This is a genomic window from Caballeronia sp. LP006 (assembly GCF_031450995.1).
Lineage (GTDB): Bacteria > Pseudomonadota > Gammaproteobacteria > Burkholderiales > Burkholderiaceae > Caballeronia.
The window spans coordinates 59,894-75,692 of the sequence record NZ_JARTVW010000001.1; the positions used below are offsets into that span (position 1 = coordinate 59,894).

The 15,799-nt window shown below is 59.9% G+C and carries 14 protein-coding genes and 1 pseudogene; 10 read left to right on the forward strand and 5 right to left on the reverse strand.

Translation table 11 applies throughout. The features are described from left to right. Window positions 1–14: 14 nt before the first annotated feature. Window positions 15–1,265 carry an L-2-hydroxyglutarate oxidase gene (gene lhgO, locus P9250_RS00275; protein ID WP_310390625.1) on the reverse strand — a complete coding sequence of 417 codons (1,251 nt, stop codon included), beginning with the start codon at window positions 1,263–1,265 and terminating at the stop codon, window positions 15–17. Then, on the reverse strand, window positions 1,262–2,182 hold the full coding sequence (gene glaH / locus P9250_RS00280; protein ID WP_310390626.1) for a glutarate dioxygenase GlaH: 921 nt from the start codon (window positions 2,180–2,182) through the stop codon (window positions 1,262–1,264). Before glaH ends, lhgO begins: the two co-directional genes overlap by 4 nt. A 96-nt stretch (window positions 2,183–2,278) precedes the next feature. On the opposite strand from glaH, the gene P9250_RS00285 reads away from it, so the two are divergent. The 3 genes and pseudogenes from P9250_RS00285 (at window position 2,279) to P9250_RS00295 (ending at window position 4,577) form a co-directional block, all read left to right on the forward strand. Continuing rightward, the gene (locus tag P9250_RS00285) at window positions 2,279–3,178 is read left to right on the forward strand and encodes a LysR family transcriptional regulator (RefSeq protein WP_310390627.1); all 900 of its coding nucleotides are present in this window, start codon (window positions 2,279–2,281) and stop codon (window positions 3,176–3,178) included. A gap of 95 nt (window positions 3,179–3,273) precedes the next feature. Then, window positions 3,274–3,699, forward strand: coding sequence for a PaaI family thioesterase (locus tag P9250_RS00290; protein WP_310390628.1), 426 nt, complete (start codon window positions 3,274–3,276; stop codon window positions 3,697–3,699). Window positions 3,700–3,771: 72 nt separating this feature from the next. Beyond that, window positions 3,772–4,577: pseudogene (locus tag P9250_RS00295) on the forward strand (citryl-CoA lyase). A 494-nt stretch (window positions 4,578–5,071) separates the two neighbouring features. On the opposite strand, the gene P9250_RS00300 reads toward P9250_RS00295, so the two are convergent. Further along, window positions 5,072–5,830 (reverse strand): IclR family transcriptional regulator, encoded by a 759-nt coding sequence (locus P9250_RS00300; protein WP_310390629.1) that lies wholly within the window; start codon window positions 5,828–5,830, stop codon window positions 5,072–5,074. 357 nt (window positions 5,831–6,187) lie between these two features. Here P9250_RS00300 and P9250_RS00305 point away from each other — a divergent pair, with 357 nt between their 5' ends. The 3 genes from P9250_RS00305 to P9250_RS00315 are packed head-to-tail and all read left to right on the forward strand — an operon-like array spanning window position 6,188 to window position 8,921. Further along, window positions 6,188–7,420 (forward strand): MFS transporter, encoded by a 1,233-nt coding sequence (locus tag P9250_RS00305; protein WP_310390630.1) that lies wholly within the window; start codon window positions 6,188–6,190, stop codon window positions 7,418–7,420. 48 nt (window positions 7,421–7,468) lie between these two features. Then, a complete protein-coding gene (locus P9250_RS00310) occupies window positions 7,469–8,353 on the forward strand; it encodes an amidohydrolase family protein (RefSeq protein WP_310390631.1) in 885 nt (294 codons plus the stop codon). A 49-nt stretch (window positions 8,354–8,402) separates the two neighbouring features. Continuing rightward, the gene (locus P9250_RS00315) at window positions 8,403–8,921 is read left to right on the forward strand and encodes a cupin domain-containing protein (protein WP_310390632.1); all 519 of its coding nucleotides are present in this window, start codon (window positions 8,403–8,405) and stop codon (window positions 8,919–8,921) included. 13 nt (window positions 8,922–8,934) lie between these two features. Here P9250_RS00315 and P9250_RS00320 read toward each other — a convergent pair whose 3' ends face one another. Both P9250_RS00320 and P9250_RS00325 read right to left on the reverse strand, forming a co-directional pair. Beyond that, complete coding sequence (locus P9250_RS00320; protein WP_310390633.1) at window positions 8,935–9,669, reverse strand: GntR family transcriptional regulator; 735 nt, start codon at window positions 9,667–9,669, stop codon at window positions 8,935–8,937. 177 nt (window positions 9,670–9,846) lie between these two features. Further along, the gene (locus P9250_RS00325; RefSeq protein ID WP_310390634.1) at window positions 9,847–11,043 is read right to left on the reverse strand and encodes an alpha-hydroxy acid oxidase; all 1,197 of its coding nucleotides are present in this window, start codon (window positions 11,041–11,043) and stop codon (window positions 9,847–9,849) included. 245 nt (window positions 11,044–11,288) lie between these two features. Between P9250_RS00325 and P9250_RS00330 the strand changes: the two genes are divergently transcribed. The 4 genes from P9250_RS00330 to mctP all read left to right on the forward strand — a co-directional run bounded on the left by P9250_RS00330 (window position 11,289) and on the right by mctP (window position 15,792). Beyond that, the gene (locus P9250_RS00330) at window positions 11,289–12,221 is read left to right on the forward strand and encodes an SMP-30/gluconolactonase/LRE family protein (RefSeq protein WP_310390635.1); all 933 of its coding nucleotides are present in this window, start codon (window positions 11,289–11,291) and stop codon (window positions 12,219–12,221) included. Window positions 12,222–12,230: 9 nt separating this feature from the next. Continuing rightward, window positions 12,231–13,907, forward strand: coding sequence for a thiamine pyrophosphate-dependent enzyme (locus tag P9250_RS00335; RefSeq protein WP_310390636.1), 1,677 nt, complete (start codon window positions 12,231–12,233; stop codon window positions 13,905–13,907). A 101-nt stretch (window positions 13,908–14,008) separates the two neighbouring features. Further along, window positions 14,009–14,248 carry a DUF3311 domain-containing protein gene (locus P9250_RS00340; protein ID WP_310390637.1) on the forward strand — a complete coding sequence of 80 codons (240 nt, stop codon included), beginning with the start codon at window positions 14,009–14,011 and terminating at the stop codon, window positions 14,246–14,248. After that, complete coding sequence (mctP, locus tag P9250_RS00345) at window positions 14,245–15,792, forward strand: monocarboxylate uptake permease MctP (protein ID WP_310390638.1); 1,548 nt, start codon at window positions 14,245–14,247, stop codon at window positions 15,790–15,792. The genes P9250_RS00340 and mctP overlap by 4 nt, the downstream gene beginning before the upstream one ends. Window positions 15,793–15,799: the final 7 nt, after the last annotated feature.

Below are 15,799 nucleotides of genomic sequence, written 5' to 3' on the forward strand. Positions count from 1 at the left end.
AGTTCAATGCGAATTTACAGAGCGGCTGCGAAGGCAGGCGCGAAATCAAACTCCTTAGCAAAAGCCTCGACCAGATATTCCCCAATTGGGATTGCCGAGGTCGCAGCTGGCGACGGAGCATTGCACACGTGAAGACTGCGCTTGGACGGTCTGATTAGGAAGTCATGAATCAACGCCCCGCCTCCCGATACGGCTTGAGCACGGACCCCAGCCGGGTAAGGTTGGAGGTCTTCAAGGCGCAACTCCGGACAGTACTTCTTGCACAGCTCCAGGTAGCCCTTTTTCCAAAGAGAGTTCCGCACCTCGGAGATTCCCGACGGCCCGTAGGTCTTGAGCATCTTCCAGAAGCCGCCGAACGCAGCCATCCCGGCCAGGTCGGACAAGTTCACGTCGCGCCAACGGTATCCCTCGCGTGCCATCGCGAGAACTGCATTAGGCCCAACGGTCACATATCCGCCAATCATCCGCGTCAAATGCACCCCCAGGAACGGAAGCGACGGGTCCGGCACTGGGTAGATGAGGTGCTTGACGATGTCGTTCTTCGACTCGGGAAGGCGGTAATATTCGCCGCGGAAGGGCACGATACGGAAATCAACATCCAGCTTGCACATGCTGGCAAGCCTGTCGGCCATGAGTCCAGCACAGACAATGGCGTGTTTCGCACGGAAGACTGCCTTCTCCGTGGTAACGGTGACGCCGTCATTGTCCTCGCTCATTCCGGTCACACGCTGGCCGAGCAGGATGGTCGCACTGTTTTCTTGCGCAACACGAGCCATCGTTCGGGTGACTTCCGGGTAGTCCGCAATGCCGCTGGATCCCACCCGGATAGCGGCCTCGCCAACGATGCGAGGCTCTTCAATGGTCAGGTCGGCTTGATGAAGCCAATCGGGCTGCAACTGGTTCTGTTTGCATCGCTCGAACAGGTCCTTCAGGCGCTTCACCTCAAGGTCGTTCGTCGCAACGATGAGCTTGCCGCACTGCTCGAACCGAATATCGTGACGACGCGAGAACTCGTAGGTGGCCGCCGCGCCGCGACGACAAAAGTCGGCCTTGAGGCTGCCGGGTGCGTAATAAACACCTGCATGTATGACACCGCTGTTATGCCCGGACTGGTGAACTGCCAACGTGTCCTCTTTTTCCACCAGCAAGACCTTGAGCCACGGATAGCACTCGGTCAGTTGCATTGCGGTGGACACGCCGATGATTCCGCCACCAATGACGATGACATCGGCGTCTGCGTTGCGAAGTGGAATACGCGCTTTCATTCTGCGAAGGTGCCGCGTTGACGCATCAGTTCGCGATGCAGTTCCGGATTCTTCTCGAATGGAGCACGACCATGCAGCCAAAAGTAGTTGTTCGCAACAACCAGGTCACCCACCGGAAGGGAGATTTCCTTGGTGGCAGGAGACTGCTCCATCGATGCCGACATGTCGTGCAGGAAACGCGCTTCTGTGGTGTTGCGCGGCTGGACGAACTGGTCGATGAAAGACATCGCGAGACCGAATTTCGAATGGAAGAACAGCGGACGCTCAACCGTGGCGCTGACATTCTTCGAGCCCGGCGACTTATATTGGAACGGAAGCGCACCCATCGGGGCCAGCGCGAACTCGTCACGCTCCTTCCAGTCGTCGATGTGCATGAGTCGCGATTCGCCGCCCACAGCATTCTTCTCTTCGAACTTCATCATCAACAGCCAGTGAGTCTCTTCCTCGACATAAGTACCGTCGGTGTGCAGTGTAAACAGGCGGTAAGCCTGCCGCAGGTAGGAGTCGCTGGAATCCGTGTCTTTCACAAGAAAGCGAGCGTAGTAGGTACCCGACATTGCATCATGGTTGCTCGGTCCCAGAAGGTGGCCGACGGCGGTTCCGAACTTTACGTAGTCGTCGCTGTTTGTGGTGACGCCCTGAACGCCCACGGTAAAGCCGCCGCTGGAACGGTCCTGCGCGAGCTGGCTGATGGTCGAACCAAAGTTTCCGCCCAGAGCACGGTCCAGTTCCTGTCCCAGGATGAAGCGCATGAATGGGACGTATTGCAAGTTTTGGACATCGATGTGTTTGACGGCCTCGAGGAAGCCGTCGATAGCGTCTTCGCTGAGTTCAATCTTCCGCAGGCGGTCGTGCTGCGGATGCGGATTGACGCTGAAAAGTTGATGAGCGAGCTTTGCTTCGGTAGGTGCGTTCATCTTTCACTCCATGTTTGGTTGCGTCGATATTTCACGTCACCCACGTGTTCAAATAAACCAGCAAAACCATGTTTTTTAATCTGAGAAACCGAACAAATGGACAGTCGCCAGTTGAGGGCCTTTGTCGCTCTTGCAGAAGACCTGCATTTCGCGCGAACTGCTGACAGACTCGATATCGCGCAGTCGGTATTAAGCGACAACATCAAAAAGCTTGAGTCCGACCTAGGTGTGCGGCTACTCAACCGCAACAAGCGCTCAGCCGTCAGCCTGACGGACGCCGGTGCAGTGTTTCTTCAAGAGGCAACTCTTGCGATTCGCCAGCTAGAGAGGGCGGAGGCGGTTGGCCGATTGGCAGCTCGAGGGGAGGTGGGGAACCTGTCGCTGGGCTATGTCGGTTCAGCCGTCTCTACCGGGGTTCTGCCAACGCTGCTTAAAGCGTATCGCCGGGGGCATGCTCAAGTCGAAATGAACATCAACCTGATGGAGACCCCTCGACAACTCGAAGGGCTCCACGACGGACGTTTGGATATTGGTTTGCTGAGGTCTCGCTCTCAGTATCCAGATGGCGTTGCGGCGACTGTGCTCATGCGTGAGCAGTTGATGATTGCAGTCGCGGATGGGCACGAGCTCGCGTCCTCATCAACGATAAAAGCTTGTCAATTGCGAGACGAGGCGTTCATCGTGCCTCAATTTAGCGAAAGCGAGGGTTTTGCCGAAAATCTTTCGAGCTTGGGTCGATGTGGAGGGTTCGATGCCGTCCCGCGTCACCGCGTCGCCGACTTCATTACCGCTTTGAGCATGGCAGCGGCAGGCTATGGCGTTGTCTTGGTCCCGCAGTCCATGAAGTCCTTGGCGCCTCCGGATGTCGTTTTTCGCTCGATCCAGGACTACGACGATGAGGTGGAGCTTGCTCTCGCCTACAGAACTCGCGAGGCCGCTCCCTCTGTGAAAGAGTTCATCAAGACCGCCGTCACGCAGTTTGATCGGACGCCTTGAGAAATTTTCGATAAGTACGGTGGAGACGTCGCCGAACTGAGGGATGACTTAGCTGCCAATGATATTTAAGCCAACACACTCTAGGAACGCAATCGATGACATATTCTTCCGATTTCAAGCCGTGGCGCCCGGCAAGTCAGTACATTCGCCGTATCGCAGAGTTTGGCACGTTCTACTACCGTGAGTCCGACCAAGTACTTGCTTTGCGGCTTGGGGTCGACCACACCAATATGCATGCGATTGCTCACGGTGGTTTGCTGGCGACGCTGGCGGACTGCGCAATGGGAAATGCTTTGGTCACTCGCTTAAACGTCCCTGTGGTCACCGCACAGATGTCACTCTCGTTTCTCAAACCCGTGACCGACGGGGCCTGGCTGGAAGCGCACACGCATATCGACAAACATGGACGCAATCTTGTCTACGCGACCTGCAGTCTGAAAGTAGACGGAGTAGACGTATTTCAGGCAACGGCTATCTTCGCCGTCCGAGCGGGGGGAAGCGTGAATCACGGAACGACGTAGGCTCCACGCGGGCGACGCCTTTCGAGTTGCTATCACAACGCCGCGAACAAACGAAATGAAACGGAGACAAGCATGCAGATTGGTAAAGAAAGCATTCCTCGCACAATCATCTCTACTGCAAACTCTGAAACCATCATTGTTCGTGTGCGCAACCTTTCGAAAGAACTCATCGGAAAGGTATCGTTCACGGACTACTTCTATTTGCTGATCACTGGCGAACTCCCGTCGCCCGGAGCAACCGCGGTCTTGGATGCAACACTGGTGGCAATTGCCGAGCACGGCTTGACGCCGAGTGTGCAAGCAAGTCGGATGACGCTGGCGGCCGCGCCAGAAGCTTACCAAGGTGCTGTTGCTGCGGGCATTCTGGGCTGCGGTTCCGTTATCTTGGAAGCCTCGGAAACTTGCGGCCAGATGCTCGCTGAGGTCAGGCTCCGTGCAAGCACAAGTGGGGACATCGCCGCCTCGGCCGCTGAAGTGCTGAAAGAGTATCGGGCCGACAACGAATCATTCCTGGTTACGGGCACCCTCTGCATAAGGTTCGGGACCCACGCGTGTCTGCGCTTTTCGAGGTAGCTGAAAAGGTAGGCGCGAACCTTGAGTACGTTCGCATCGCGGAGGCAATTGAGTCCGTGATACCCGGTGTGGTCGGAAAGCCGCTCATGCTCAACGTTTCTGCAGCAATCCCTGCGGTGTTGCTCGGCGTCTGCTTTCCTCTATCTGCGCTCAAGGGCGTCCCCATTCTCGCTCGCACGGCAGGACTCATAGGCCATCTAACCGAAGAGCTTAGTCAGGCAATCGGATTCGCGCTTTCGTATCAGGCGGAAATTAAAGCAGTCTACGAGGGCAGCGTTCCTAATAAATTTGTCAACGAGCGTTAGGGGGTTCTACGCCGCGTCGAGCGTGAGTTCGAGGTTCATGTGCTACCGGCACACGCCTGGGGCGAAGCCGGCGCGTGAGACGGGACATATTCCGAGACAATTTCCTCGAATTTTTCGTCGACCCAATAACTGGCACAATCTTGATGAAAGCAATTACTGTCTCGACTCGTACTGAGAAAGCATCGTCTAACCTTAGAGACGTATGTTTTCAGCTCATCAAGCGAAAGTGGAGTCTGTTTGGGTTTGAGAAAGACTCTTAAAAGACAAGCGAGATTCAAAAGAATCATTTCATCGTTGCTGCTCTGTACGCTGTTTTTCTCCATCAGTGAGCCGATTGCCCGATTGATACCGCTCTCAACAAAGACCAAGTTCACCCATGCATTTGGCCAGAGCTTTCTTAGTCGCTCTCGCCCAACGGTGTGGTCCGCGTCGTGGCCTAACATCTTCCTGATGTCTCCCTCACGATCTCCGCCCCGATATTCACATCTGCGAGCCTACTGCTTGCTTTGCAGCAGATCGATTCCGAGAATGTCGTGTACCGCGGTGAACATAGCTTTAGCAATTTCATCCACTCGATTTTTCAAACGATCAACAGGGCCCGAGATCAGTAATGCGTAGTGCCGCGCCGGCATCGGCAGTGCGAGAGCTACGCCCATCAGACCTGGAGAATATTCTTCCTTACCGACAAAGTACCCTTTTTCGATCGAACGCCTGATTTCCGCTTCGATCTCGTCAGGATCCGTGAGTGTATTCGGTGTGTACCGGATATAGTCCGCACGCCGCAGGAGCGCGAGACGATCAGCCGAAGAACGTTGCGATAGCAGCGCCCGCCCCGCAGCGGTCGCATGCATGGGCACGCAGTTGCCGATTTGTGTCGTATAGCGAATCGGAAACGCCGACTCGTGCACACCAACGAATATAGCCTGGGCGGCGTTGGGAACAGCTAGAGCCGTGGTCTCGCCAGTCACACCGGCGAGATGCTCGAGCAATCTTTCCATTTCGATCGGCGGCGTCTCGCCGCTGCTGATAGTTTCCACCAGTTCCCGCCATCGCGGCGATGGGTACACACCGCCCTTCGGTCTCGGCTCGTAGAGATAACCGAGTGACTTCAGCGTGTTCAGTAGGTTGAAGGTGCTGGAACGTGGCCAGTTCAAAGTCTCCGAAATCTCCGCAAGCGCCGCAGGCCGCTTGATCTGAGCAAAAAACTCGAGCAGTTCCAAAACCTGGGCGGCTTGTCTGACCTTTGTGTTCATCGTGGATGGTGGATTGCGCGGTTGCCAACTTCGCAGTTTAACAAGTGGCATTTAGTCACGATTCGTCGACCGTCCCGCGACCTTGTTTAAAGAATCGCAATCGGGGCGGAAGCCCTCATATTCCAAATTCTCATCGAACGTCAATTCTAGGGTTCACCCGGAGAGACGAATTGTCCATGTGCATGAACAATTGATCCACGTTACCGAATCGCATGTTTGATCTGCGATCGCCGCTTTCTCAGTGAGTGATCGCCCTTCGCCTCGCCAGGCGTCAGCTTCCGCTTTGCCTTGGCCGCCCACGGAGCTCAGATGAAAGTCGCCACCACGCGAGAAACCGAAAGACGAATCCCGTCTTGGATGCCAGCATGGATTGCCCGGCTCGATCCTAGCGGCAGGAAGACCTTCGTGGCAGCGTTCGGCGGCTGGGCGATCGACGCATTCGACTTCATGATCTTCAGCTTCGTCATCACGGCGCTCACGCACACGCTCGGCGTGCAACGGGGAGCAATCGGCCTGATCGGCACGGCGACGTTGCTGGCGTCAGCATTCGGCGGGTGGGGCGCGGGGATGCTTGCAGACCGCTTTGGTCGCGTCAGGTTGCTGCAGGCGACGATTCTCTGGTTCTCGACCTGCACCATTCTCATTGGGTTCGCGCAGAACTTCGAGCAAGTGCTCGGGCTGAGGATTCTGCAAGGTCTCGGCTTCGGCGGCGAATGGGCGATTGGCGCGGTGCTGATAGGCGAGACGGTTCGTGCAGAGGATCGCGGCAAGGCTGTCGGTTTCGTGCAGAGTGGATGGTCAATCGGCTGGGCCGCTGCAGCGTTGATCTACAGCCTGTCGTTTTCCTATCTGCCGGAGCAATACGCATGGCGTGCGCTGTTCTGGATCGGCGTGATTCCCGCGCTGATGGTGCTGTTCGTGCGACGCAACGTGACCGAACCGGAAATCTTCGTCAAGGCGCAAGCGGAGGCCCGTGCGAGTGCCACCCGCACCAGCCTGCTGTCGATCTTCACGCCGCCTCTCCTCGGCACCACCATCAAGGCGTCGGCGCTGTGCACGGCGTTGACGGGCGGCTATTACGCGATGTCGACCTGGCTGCCGACCTTCCTCAAGGTAGAGCGCCATCTGTCCGTGATCAATACGAGCGGTTATCTACTGTTGCTGATCGCCGGCTCATTCTGTGGCTATATCCTCGGCGCCTATCTCACGGATTTCTGGGGCCGCCGCCGCAGTTTCGTGGTGTTCTCGTTTGCCGCAGCCGTGTGTTTGTACCTCTATCTGAAGCTGCCGCTGACCGATGGCGAAATGATGGTGCTCGGTTTTCCGCTCGGACTCGCGTCGTGCGGCGTTTTTGCGGGGATCGGCGCGTATCTGACGGAGTTGTATCCGTCGGGCGTGCGGGCCACGGGTCAGAGCTTCTGCTACAACTTCGGCCGCGGCATCGGCGCGCTCTTTCCTGCGCTGGTGGGCTACTTGAGCGAGAGCTCGTCGCTGGGCAGCGCAATTGCGATCTTTGCCGGTTGCGCGTATGGCGCCTCCGTGATCATGGCGATGCTTCTGCCCGAAACCAAAGGCCGGCCGCTGCAATAGCAAGTCGTCGGCTGGCTACCCATTGATGCAATCAAAGCGCAATCCGTCATGACGACACTGGCCTTCGAGATGCCTCCGCATGCGTGCGACTGCCATACGCACGTGTTCCCCGACTCCCCGAACTACGCTTACTCGTCCGCGCGAAAATACACGCCTCCGTTCGCGAGCGTGGCGCAGTTGCGCACGACTCTCAAAGGCTTGCACCTTCCACGGGTGGTGATCGTGCAGCCGAGCGTCTACGGCAGCGATAACGCGGCAACGCTCGATGCGGTCGATGAAATCGGTCAGCAGCACGCACGCGCGGTCGTCGTGATCGACGACCGCGCGACCGACGCCTACCTCGAAGCGTTACATGAAGCGGGCGCGCGCGGCGTGCGGCTTAATCTGGAGATGCTCGCCGAGCACGATCCGGCGCGCTGCAAGACACTCATCAGGCACACGGCCAGGAAGCTCTCCGCGCGCGGATGGCACATTCAGTTATATAGCCAACTCGGACTGATCGCTTCGCTCGCCGACGTACTCGGTGAACTCGATGTGCCCGTCGTGCTCGATCATTTCGCGCGCACGAACGCGGCGGACGGCGTGCGGCAACCGGGTTTCGACGTGATCCTCGAACTGGTGCGGGCCGGTCATGCATATGTGAAGCTGTCGGCGCCGTATCTCTGTTCGAACGATGCGCCGCGCTACGACGATCTCGCCGATATCGCGCAGGCATTGATCGAGGCCAATCCGGCGCGAATGTTATGGGCCAGTAATTGGCCGCATCCGAATCCGGTGCACGCTTTCACCGCTGACCGCGTCAGTCCGCCGGAGCAGGTGGACGGTGCGGGCGTGCTAAACCTGCTCGCGAAATGGGCACCGGACACGGCCGTGCGCCGGCGCATTCTTGCTGACAATCCGGCCTCGTTATACGGGTTCCCCACCGGCGAATGACGCGCCAAGCGCCGTAGCGTGCGCCCCCGTTTTTTCTAGGAGATTCGATATGAGCACGTTCGACACCATTGCCCAGTCATCCACGATTGTGCGCAATACCGCGGAGTGGCTCGAGGCGATCACGCAGTTCGAGAAGCGCACGAAGCCGACTTTCTTTCATGCGCGCGCGCAGTTGCCCGATCAAGGCCGGACCAATATCGTGCTCGGCGCGACGCATACGTTGAGTGTCGTGCTGAAGACGTATGCAAGCGGGGGCGAGAACGAACTGCATGCGCATACCAACGAAGATCACATGTTCTTCATCCTGCAAGGCAGCGCAACCTTTCGCGGACCGAACGGCGAGATCCGTATCGTTTCGAAAAATGAAGGCATCGTACTGCCGCGCGGCTCGTTCTATTCGTTCGTCGCGGATAAGGGTGAAGCACTTGTGATGCTTCGGGTCGGCGCGACGATTGACGGTACGAGCGATCCGCTCGCCCGCGTCGGAATCGACGAGCTGCCGCTGGATGGATTCTCCGAAGCCAACAAGGAAGTGCCGCTGGTGCTGAGCGACGCGTGGTTCACGTAACGCGCCGGGCGACCTAGCGGCTTCGGCGCAGTTTCATCGAGAAGGCGAAGTTATCGGATGGATAGTGCGCGATCGACACCTCGGCGATCTTGCCCGACGCTATGCGGAAGGTGCGGATCACTTCGATCGCGACTTCGCCGGGTTCGCTGCGCAACGCCGGTGCGATGTCGGCCGGCATCGGCGCCGTGCGCAGCGCCTGTTCGACTTCGACAATCCGCTCGCCATAGAGCGTTTCGATGAGTTCGAAAATTGGCCGGCTGTTGCGATCGAGCAGTCGCGCCACACCGGCGTAATCCCCGTGTACGAAAACTTCCATCCAGCACGCCGGCTCATCGCTCTCAGCCTGATAACGAAAGCCGTCGATGCGCAGCCATTTGTCTCCTGGCGAAGTGGCGAGTTGTTCGGCGAGCGGCGCGTCCGCCGTCACCATGCGCACGGAGTCGATGCGAAAGCGCAACGCCGAAACGAACGAGAAGAGATCGTTGATGGAGGCGATCTCGTGGACGTACGAGCCGCCCGCGCCGGGTCGAACCACCGTGGTCGCCGCGCCTTGTCTCGACGAGATCAGACCATCCTCGCGCAGACGCCGCAGCGCTTCGCGGACGGTGTGGCGGCTCACGGAGAAACGTTGTGCGAGCAGATCTTCCGACGGCAGCTGCGTGTCGACCGGAAAAGTGCCTTTAAGAATCTCGGACTTCAGGGTGGAGACGACCTGCACGTAAAGTGGTTCATCGCGTGAAGCGGACACCGTCCGGCTCCCGCGCGGGCGGCGGGTTCCGGTTTGAACCTTGAGCGTCTTGTCCGGCGTTGTTTTGCGCTGAACCAACGATAATCTCCTGCGATATCGGTAACAGGGTAAAACTTTACCATGTGGCCAATGGAGCAAATGAAAGGCGCGCCGCCGCTATCACGCGCACTCGTTCGCCTATGCTCGCAGCGTTTCGATGGGGTGTGCGTGCGCGATGCACGCTCGGGTCCCGCGAGCAACGCTTTGACCGTCGTAACGGTCGATAAAAGCGGGACCGAGGGCGGTCGCGGAAGGACAACCGATCTGGCCGCACACGAGATCGACTTCGTTGCGCAGGATGCTCAGCGCTTTCATCGCGCCGTCGACACCGCCCGCGGCGACGCCATAAGCGGGCGCGCGCCCAACGAACACGAAACGTGCGCCCAGACACAGCGCGGTGGCGATATCGGCGCCGCGCCGGATCCCGCTGTCAAGCATCACGGTCAGGCGATCTCCGACCGCATCGACGATACGCGGGAGCGCGTCGATCGGCGCCGTGGCGCGGTCGAGCTGCCGCCCGCCGTGATTCGAAACGATGACGCCGTCTACGCCGCACCGCAGCGCCTGGCTTGCATCGTCGGGGTGCAAGATGCCTTTGAGCACCAGCGAGCCGCTCCATTCCCGCCGGATTTTCTCGATCGCCGCCCACGAGTGCGCGGCCGGCACCTGGCCCGCGTAGAAGCTGGTGAGGTCTCGCGCGCTGGTGTCAGGCGGCGCGTACTTGCGGTAGTTCTCCATAAACGGCAGCCCGGTGCGCAGATAGTCGACGACCCATCCCGGATGTCTCGACGCCTCCAGCACGACCGCGAGCGTCGGCTTGTAAGGACGCACCCAGCCGCTGCGGATGTTGCGCTCGCGCTTCGAATGCAAAGGCACATCGACAGTGACTACCAGCGTCTGCAGACCCGCGTCGGCCACGCGGCGAAGCAGGTCGGATGTCATGCCGGCGTCCCGGCATGGATAGTGTTGATACCAGGACTTCGGCGCGATCCGCGCGATCTCCTCGATGGACGCCGTGCTCGCGCCGGAGATGACGAACGGCACGTCCGCGCGCGCGGCCGCTTCGGCCAGCAGGACATCGGCACGCGGCCGCACCATCGCGATCATGCCGGTCGGCGCAATCCCGAACGGCGACGCGAAGCGCTGTCCAAGCACTGTCGTCGACTGATCGCGCTGCGTGATGTCGACGAGGTAACGCGGCAGCAGCCGGTGCTTTTCAAACGCCCGCCGGTTGGCAGCCAGACACGCCTCGTCCTCGGCCCCGCCTTCCAGGTAATCGTAGATCACGCGTGGCAAACGCCTTCGCGCGATTTTGCGCAGATCGTCGATGCTCAATGCTTTGTCCGGCCTCATGCAAGTCTCCTGAATAGTCGCCTCATCGCCCCGGATACGGATGCGTTCCATATTAGAAAACATGTACGTACACGTGGATAGATCACCCGGCAAAAAAAGTTTTGCACTGTGAAACTTATCTGCGAATGATGATGCATAAAATGGTATTTACCCTATTCTCACGAACGCATTCACGAACTTAACATGTACGTATAACTTAACCCGTGACAATCGCATCAGGAGACTGCATGTACGCGCCGCCACCCGCCGTCGAAGCACGTGAATTCGTCGCAATTCCGTCTGAATTTCATGTGAAGGGCCGCCCTTCGGTCTGGGTCGATGTGCAACTGCACGGCGCCGAAGCGCCTGCTTTTCTGGAAGGTCCGTCATTCGATCGCGAGGGCAATCTATGGGTCGTCGATATTCCGTGGGGACGCGTCTTCAAGATCACCCCCGACGCGCGGGTGTCGTGCGAACTCGAATACGACGGCGAGCCGAATGGCCTGAAGTTCCACCGCGACGGCCGCGCGTTCATTGCGGACTGCAAGAACGGACTGATGGTGTTCGATCCGAAGTCCGGCCGGATCGAGCCGTTTCTCGAGCGCTCGCTGGTGCAACGTTTCAAAGGCCTCAACGATCTCGTATTCGCGTCGAACGGCGATATCTATTTCACCGACCAGGGACAGACGGGTCACCAGGATCCGACCGGCCGGCTCTACCGCCTCGGTCACGATGGCCGGCTCGATTGCCTGTTGAACAACGTGCCGAGTCCGAATGGGCTGGTACTCAACGAAGCGAGTCATGTCGTGATGCTTGCGGTGACTCGGGCGAACGCAATCTGGCGAGTACCGCTCGTGCGCGACGCATTGGTGACGAAGGTCGGTACCTATGTGCAGATGTCGGGCGGCGGCGGTCCTGACGGCGTGGCGCTCGCAAGCGACGGATCGATCGCGGTATGTCATGTCGGCCTCGGTGCAGTCTGGCTGTTCGGGCCGACCGGGGAGCCGCTTCTGCGCATCAACTCGCCGAACGGACGCATGACGACCAACTGCGCGTTCGGCGGCGTGGACAACCGCCAGTTGTTCATCACGCAGGGCTCGTCGGTGCTGGTGGCCGATATGCCGGTAGCCGGCATGCCGATGTATTCGCACGCGCCGGCGGATGCCACGGCGGGACACTAGGACATCGCGATGCTCGACTCTCTCTCACATGACGAGCCGCCGGCTCAGGATGTCGGCCAGGCGCGCACGGTTGCTCAGGTCGTTGCCGAGACCCTCGGCCACCACGGCGTGCGAAGGATCTATGGGTTGCCGGGCGGGGGCAGCAGTCTCGATGTCATCGAAGCGTGCGCGTCGCGCGGCATCCGTTTCGTGCTGGCCCATACCGAAGCGGCAGCCGGGATGATGGCCGCCGCCGATGCCGAAGCGAATCGCGGTCTCGCCGTGGTGGTGACGACGCAGGGCCCGGGCACGGCGAGTGTAGTCAACGCGATTGCTCACGCGTGCCTCGATCGCGTGCCGGTGCTCGTCATCACGGATGGCTGGACGGAGCGGCAGCGCATGGTCGATTCGCATCAGGTTTTCGATCAGCGCGCGATGCTGGCGCCGGTCGTGAAGGCCCATACGAGGCTGGAGGGCGAACAGGCCGCGGATGAACTCGAAGCGCTGCTCGCGCTCGCGAAAACGCTCCCGTGGGGGCCGGTCTACCTGGAACTGACTGGCGAAAACGCACGGAGAAAAGTGGTCGCGCAGGACGCCGGCTTCACGCCCGATCTTCAGTGCCACGAGGCCGCCGCAACGCGTGCCGTGGTCGCGCACATCGACGCGGCGCGTGCGCTCATCGAAGATTCCCGGCGACCGGTGATCGTCGTCGGTCTGGAAGCGAGAACAGCCGAAGTCGCCGCGAAAATCGCCGCTTTCGCGCGCCAGCTCGACTGTCCGCTGCTGACCACTTACAAGGCAAAAGGCGTCGTTGACGAACACGGCGATCACGTGGTCGGTCTTTTCACCGGCGGCGCGCTCGAACGCGAATGCGTGTCGTCGGCTGGACTGATCGTGCTGTGCGGACTGGATCCCGTCGAGTTGATCGGCCGGCCTTGGGGCTACGACGCGCCAGTTCTGGATCTGAGTGCGGTCGAGCATAGGCCGCACTACGTCGAACCCACGGTAAAGCTGCGGCTGCCGCTCGCGCAGGCGCTCGATGCGCTATTGGGTGTGAAGCCGCGCGAAGGATGGGCGCCGCAAGCGTTCGCCAGTCTCAAGACAGGCATGCAGACGCGTCTCGCCTACAGCGGCGATGGCGTGGGACTGATGCCCGAGCAGGTGGTGCGCCTCGCGGCCACCGTATCCGCTGCGCTCGATCCGCGCATGACGGTCGACGCGGGCGCTCACATGTTTTCGGCGATGGCGTTCTGGCCGGCGAGACGTGCCGGCGACGTACTAATCTCGAACGGGCTTGCGTCGATGGCATACGCGCTGCCCGCTGGGGTTGCCATTAGTTTGTCCGATCCAGCACGCCAAGTGATCGCCTTCACGGGCGACGGTGGACTGCTGATGTGCATCGGCGAACTGGCGACGGCCGCACGCGAAAACGTGAAGCTTTGCGTGATCGTATTTAACGATTCGACGCTCTCACTAATTCAGATCAAACAGCAAAGCCGGGGGCTCGAGAAAGACGGCGTTACCTGGCCGCGCATCGATTTCGCGGCGATCGCGCGTGGTTTCGGCTTGACCACTTTTTCAGCGGCGACACCAATGGATTATCAGTCCGCACTGGCGCAGGCGTTCGCAACAGACGGTCCGTGTCTGATCGATGTTCATGTCGATCCAACCGGTTATCTCGCGCAGTCGAAAGCGTTACGTGGCTGACAGGGCAAGGGGCGGTGCAGGAGCAGGGCGACGGCGGTACAGCGACGCGTGCGCAACGCGCGGTAATTGAGTCAATACATAAGATCAATCGTGGAGACGTCATGAAGCATCTGTCCGACAGGAGGACTCGTCAGGGACGATGGTATTGGGGCTTTCTGATACCGCTCGCGCTGGTGTTGGGCGTGCCGTTCTACAACCGGGACGAGCCCACGTTATGGGGCCTACCTTTTTTCTACTGGTCGCAGCTTCTGTTCGTGGTGATCGGCGCGTTGGTCACGGGCGCGATCTATCGGCTGACGCCGGACCGCGAATCGTTCAACAACGATCAGGAGGCGCAATGAACATCGGCGCGACTGTGGTCTTCAGCGTGTTGTTCCTGCTCGTGACCGTGCTTGGATTCGTGGCGGCAGGATGGCGTCGCGGCAATCTCGACGAACTGGCCGAATGGGGACTCGGCGGCCGGCAATTCGGCACCATCGTCACGTGGTTCCTGCTCGGTGGCGATCTCTTTACCGCCTTTACGGTCGTCGCGATTCCGGCGCTCGCGTTCGGCGCCGGCGCAGTGGGCATGTTCGCGATCCCGTTCTGCATCATCACGTTCCCGTTCATCTTCATCGTCTTCCCGCGCTTGTGGCGCGTCGCCAAGCAACGCGGCTACGTGACTGTGGCGGATTTTGTGCATGCACGCTATCGAAGCAAGACACTTGCACTGGCCATCGCGGTAACGGGAATTCTCGCGCTGATGCCGTACATCGCGCTGCAACTGGTGGGCCTCGAAGTCGCCATCGGCGCGCTCGGCTTCGACACTTCGGGCCTGACCGGCGACATGCCGCTCGCGGTGGCCTTCGCGATTCTCGCGGCCTACACGTATAAGTCAGGCCTGCGCGCGCCGGCAATGATCGCGATCGTCAAGGACATCCTGATCTACGTGACCGTCATCGCCGCCGCAATCATCATTCCCGGACAGCTTGGCGGCTTCGAACACATCTTCGCGGCGATTCCTGCGTCCAAGCGCCTGCTGCGCCCGCCAACCGCGTCGGGTCTCGCCGATTACGGCGCGTATGTATCGATCGCGCTCGGCTCCGCCGTCGCGACCGTGCTCTATCCGCATGCGGCGACGGCGCTGCTGTCGTCGAAGTCGGGCAATACCGTGCGGCGCAACATGGTTTTGTTGCCGATCTACACCTTGCTGCTCGGCTTTATTACGTTGCTGGGCTACATGGCGGTCGCCGCGAACGTGCGCGGCATGCCCGAGTTTGCGAAGTACTTCGCCGCGTACGGCAACAACTTCGCGGTGCCAGCCCTGTTTCTGCACTTCTTTCCTTCGTGGCTTGCCGGGCTTGCGTTCGCGGCGATCGGAATTGGCGCGCTGGTGCCGGCGGCGATCATGTCGATCGCCGCGGCGAACCTGTACACGCGCAACGTTCATCTGGCGATCGTCAATCCGCGCATGACCGCACTCGACGAGACGCGCGTGTCGAAACTCGTCGCCGTGTTCGTGAAGATCGGCGCCATCGCGATCATTTTTGGCCTGCCCGTGTCGTACGCGACCGATCTGCAATTGCTCGGCGGTATCTGGATCATCCAGACCCTGCCGACTGTCGTGTTCGGACTGTTCGGCCGCACATTCGACCCGCGCGCGCTGCTGATCGGTCTGTTCAGCGGCCTTGCGTGCGGCACGTGGATGGTCGCGCAACAGCACTTCAAAACATCCGTCTACACGCTGCATTTCGACGGTTACGCCATCCCGCTCTATGCCGCGATGTGGGCGCTGCTGCTCAACATGATCGTGGCCGGCGCGCTCAGTGTGCCGGCCTGGATGCGCGGTGCCGCGAGTTTCACCGGTCTGAGCGGAAGCGGCGATTCGCTGCGTGACGAAGCTTGAAACCCAC

What these genes read in the sequence shown, in the direction of transcription:
- lhgO (WP_310390625.1), bottom strand. Translation starts at nt 1,265, where the DNA reads ATGAAAGCGCGTATTCCACTTCGCAACGCAGACGCCGATGTCATCGTC.
- glaH (WP_310390626.1), bottom strand. Translation starts at nt 2,182, where the DNA reads ATGAACGCACCTACCGAAGCAAAGCTCGCTCATCAACTTTTCAGCGTC.
- P9250_RS00285 (WP_310390627.1), top strand. Translation starts at nt 2,279, where the DNA reads ATGGACAGTCGCCAGTTGAGGGCCTTTGTCGCTCTTGCAGAAGACCTG.
- P9250_RS00290 (WP_310390628.1), top strand. Translation starts at nt 3,274, where the DNA reads ATGACATATTCTTCCGATTTCAAGCCGTGGCGCCCGGCAAGTCAGTAC.
- P9250_RS00300 (WP_310390629.1), bottom strand. Translation starts at nt 5,830, where the DNA reads ATGAACACAAAGGTCAGACAAGCCGCCCAGGTTTTGGAACTGCTCGAG.
- P9250_RS00305 (WP_310390630.1), top strand. Translation starts at nt 6,188, where the DNA reads ATGCCAGCATGGATTGCCCGGCTCGATCCTAGCGGCAGGAAGACCTTC.
- P9250_RS00310 (WP_310390631.1), top strand. Translation starts at nt 7,469, where the DNA reads ATGACGACACTGGCCTTCGAGATGCCTCCGCATGCGTGCGACTGCCAT.
- P9250_RS00315 (WP_310390632.1), top strand. Translation starts at nt 8,403, where the DNA reads ATGAGCACGTTCGACACCATTGCCCAGTCATCCACGATTGTGCGCAAT.
- P9250_RS00330 (WP_310390635.1), top strand. Translation starts at nt 11,289, where the DNA reads ATGTACGCGCCGCCACCCGCCGTCGAAGCACGTGAATTCGTCGCAATT.
- P9250_RS00335 (WP_310390636.1), top strand. Translation starts at nt 12,231, where the DNA reads ATGCTCGACTCTCTCTCACATGACGAGCCGCCGGCTCAGGATGTCGGC.
- P9250_RS00340 (WP_310390637.1), top strand. Translation starts at nt 14,009, where the DNA reads ATGAAGCATCTGTCCGACAGGAGGACTCGTCAGGGACGATGGTATTGG.
- mctP (WP_310390638.1), top strand. Translation starts at nt 14,245, where the DNA reads ATGAACATCGGCGCGACTGTGGTCTTCAGCGTGTTGTTCCTGCTCGTG.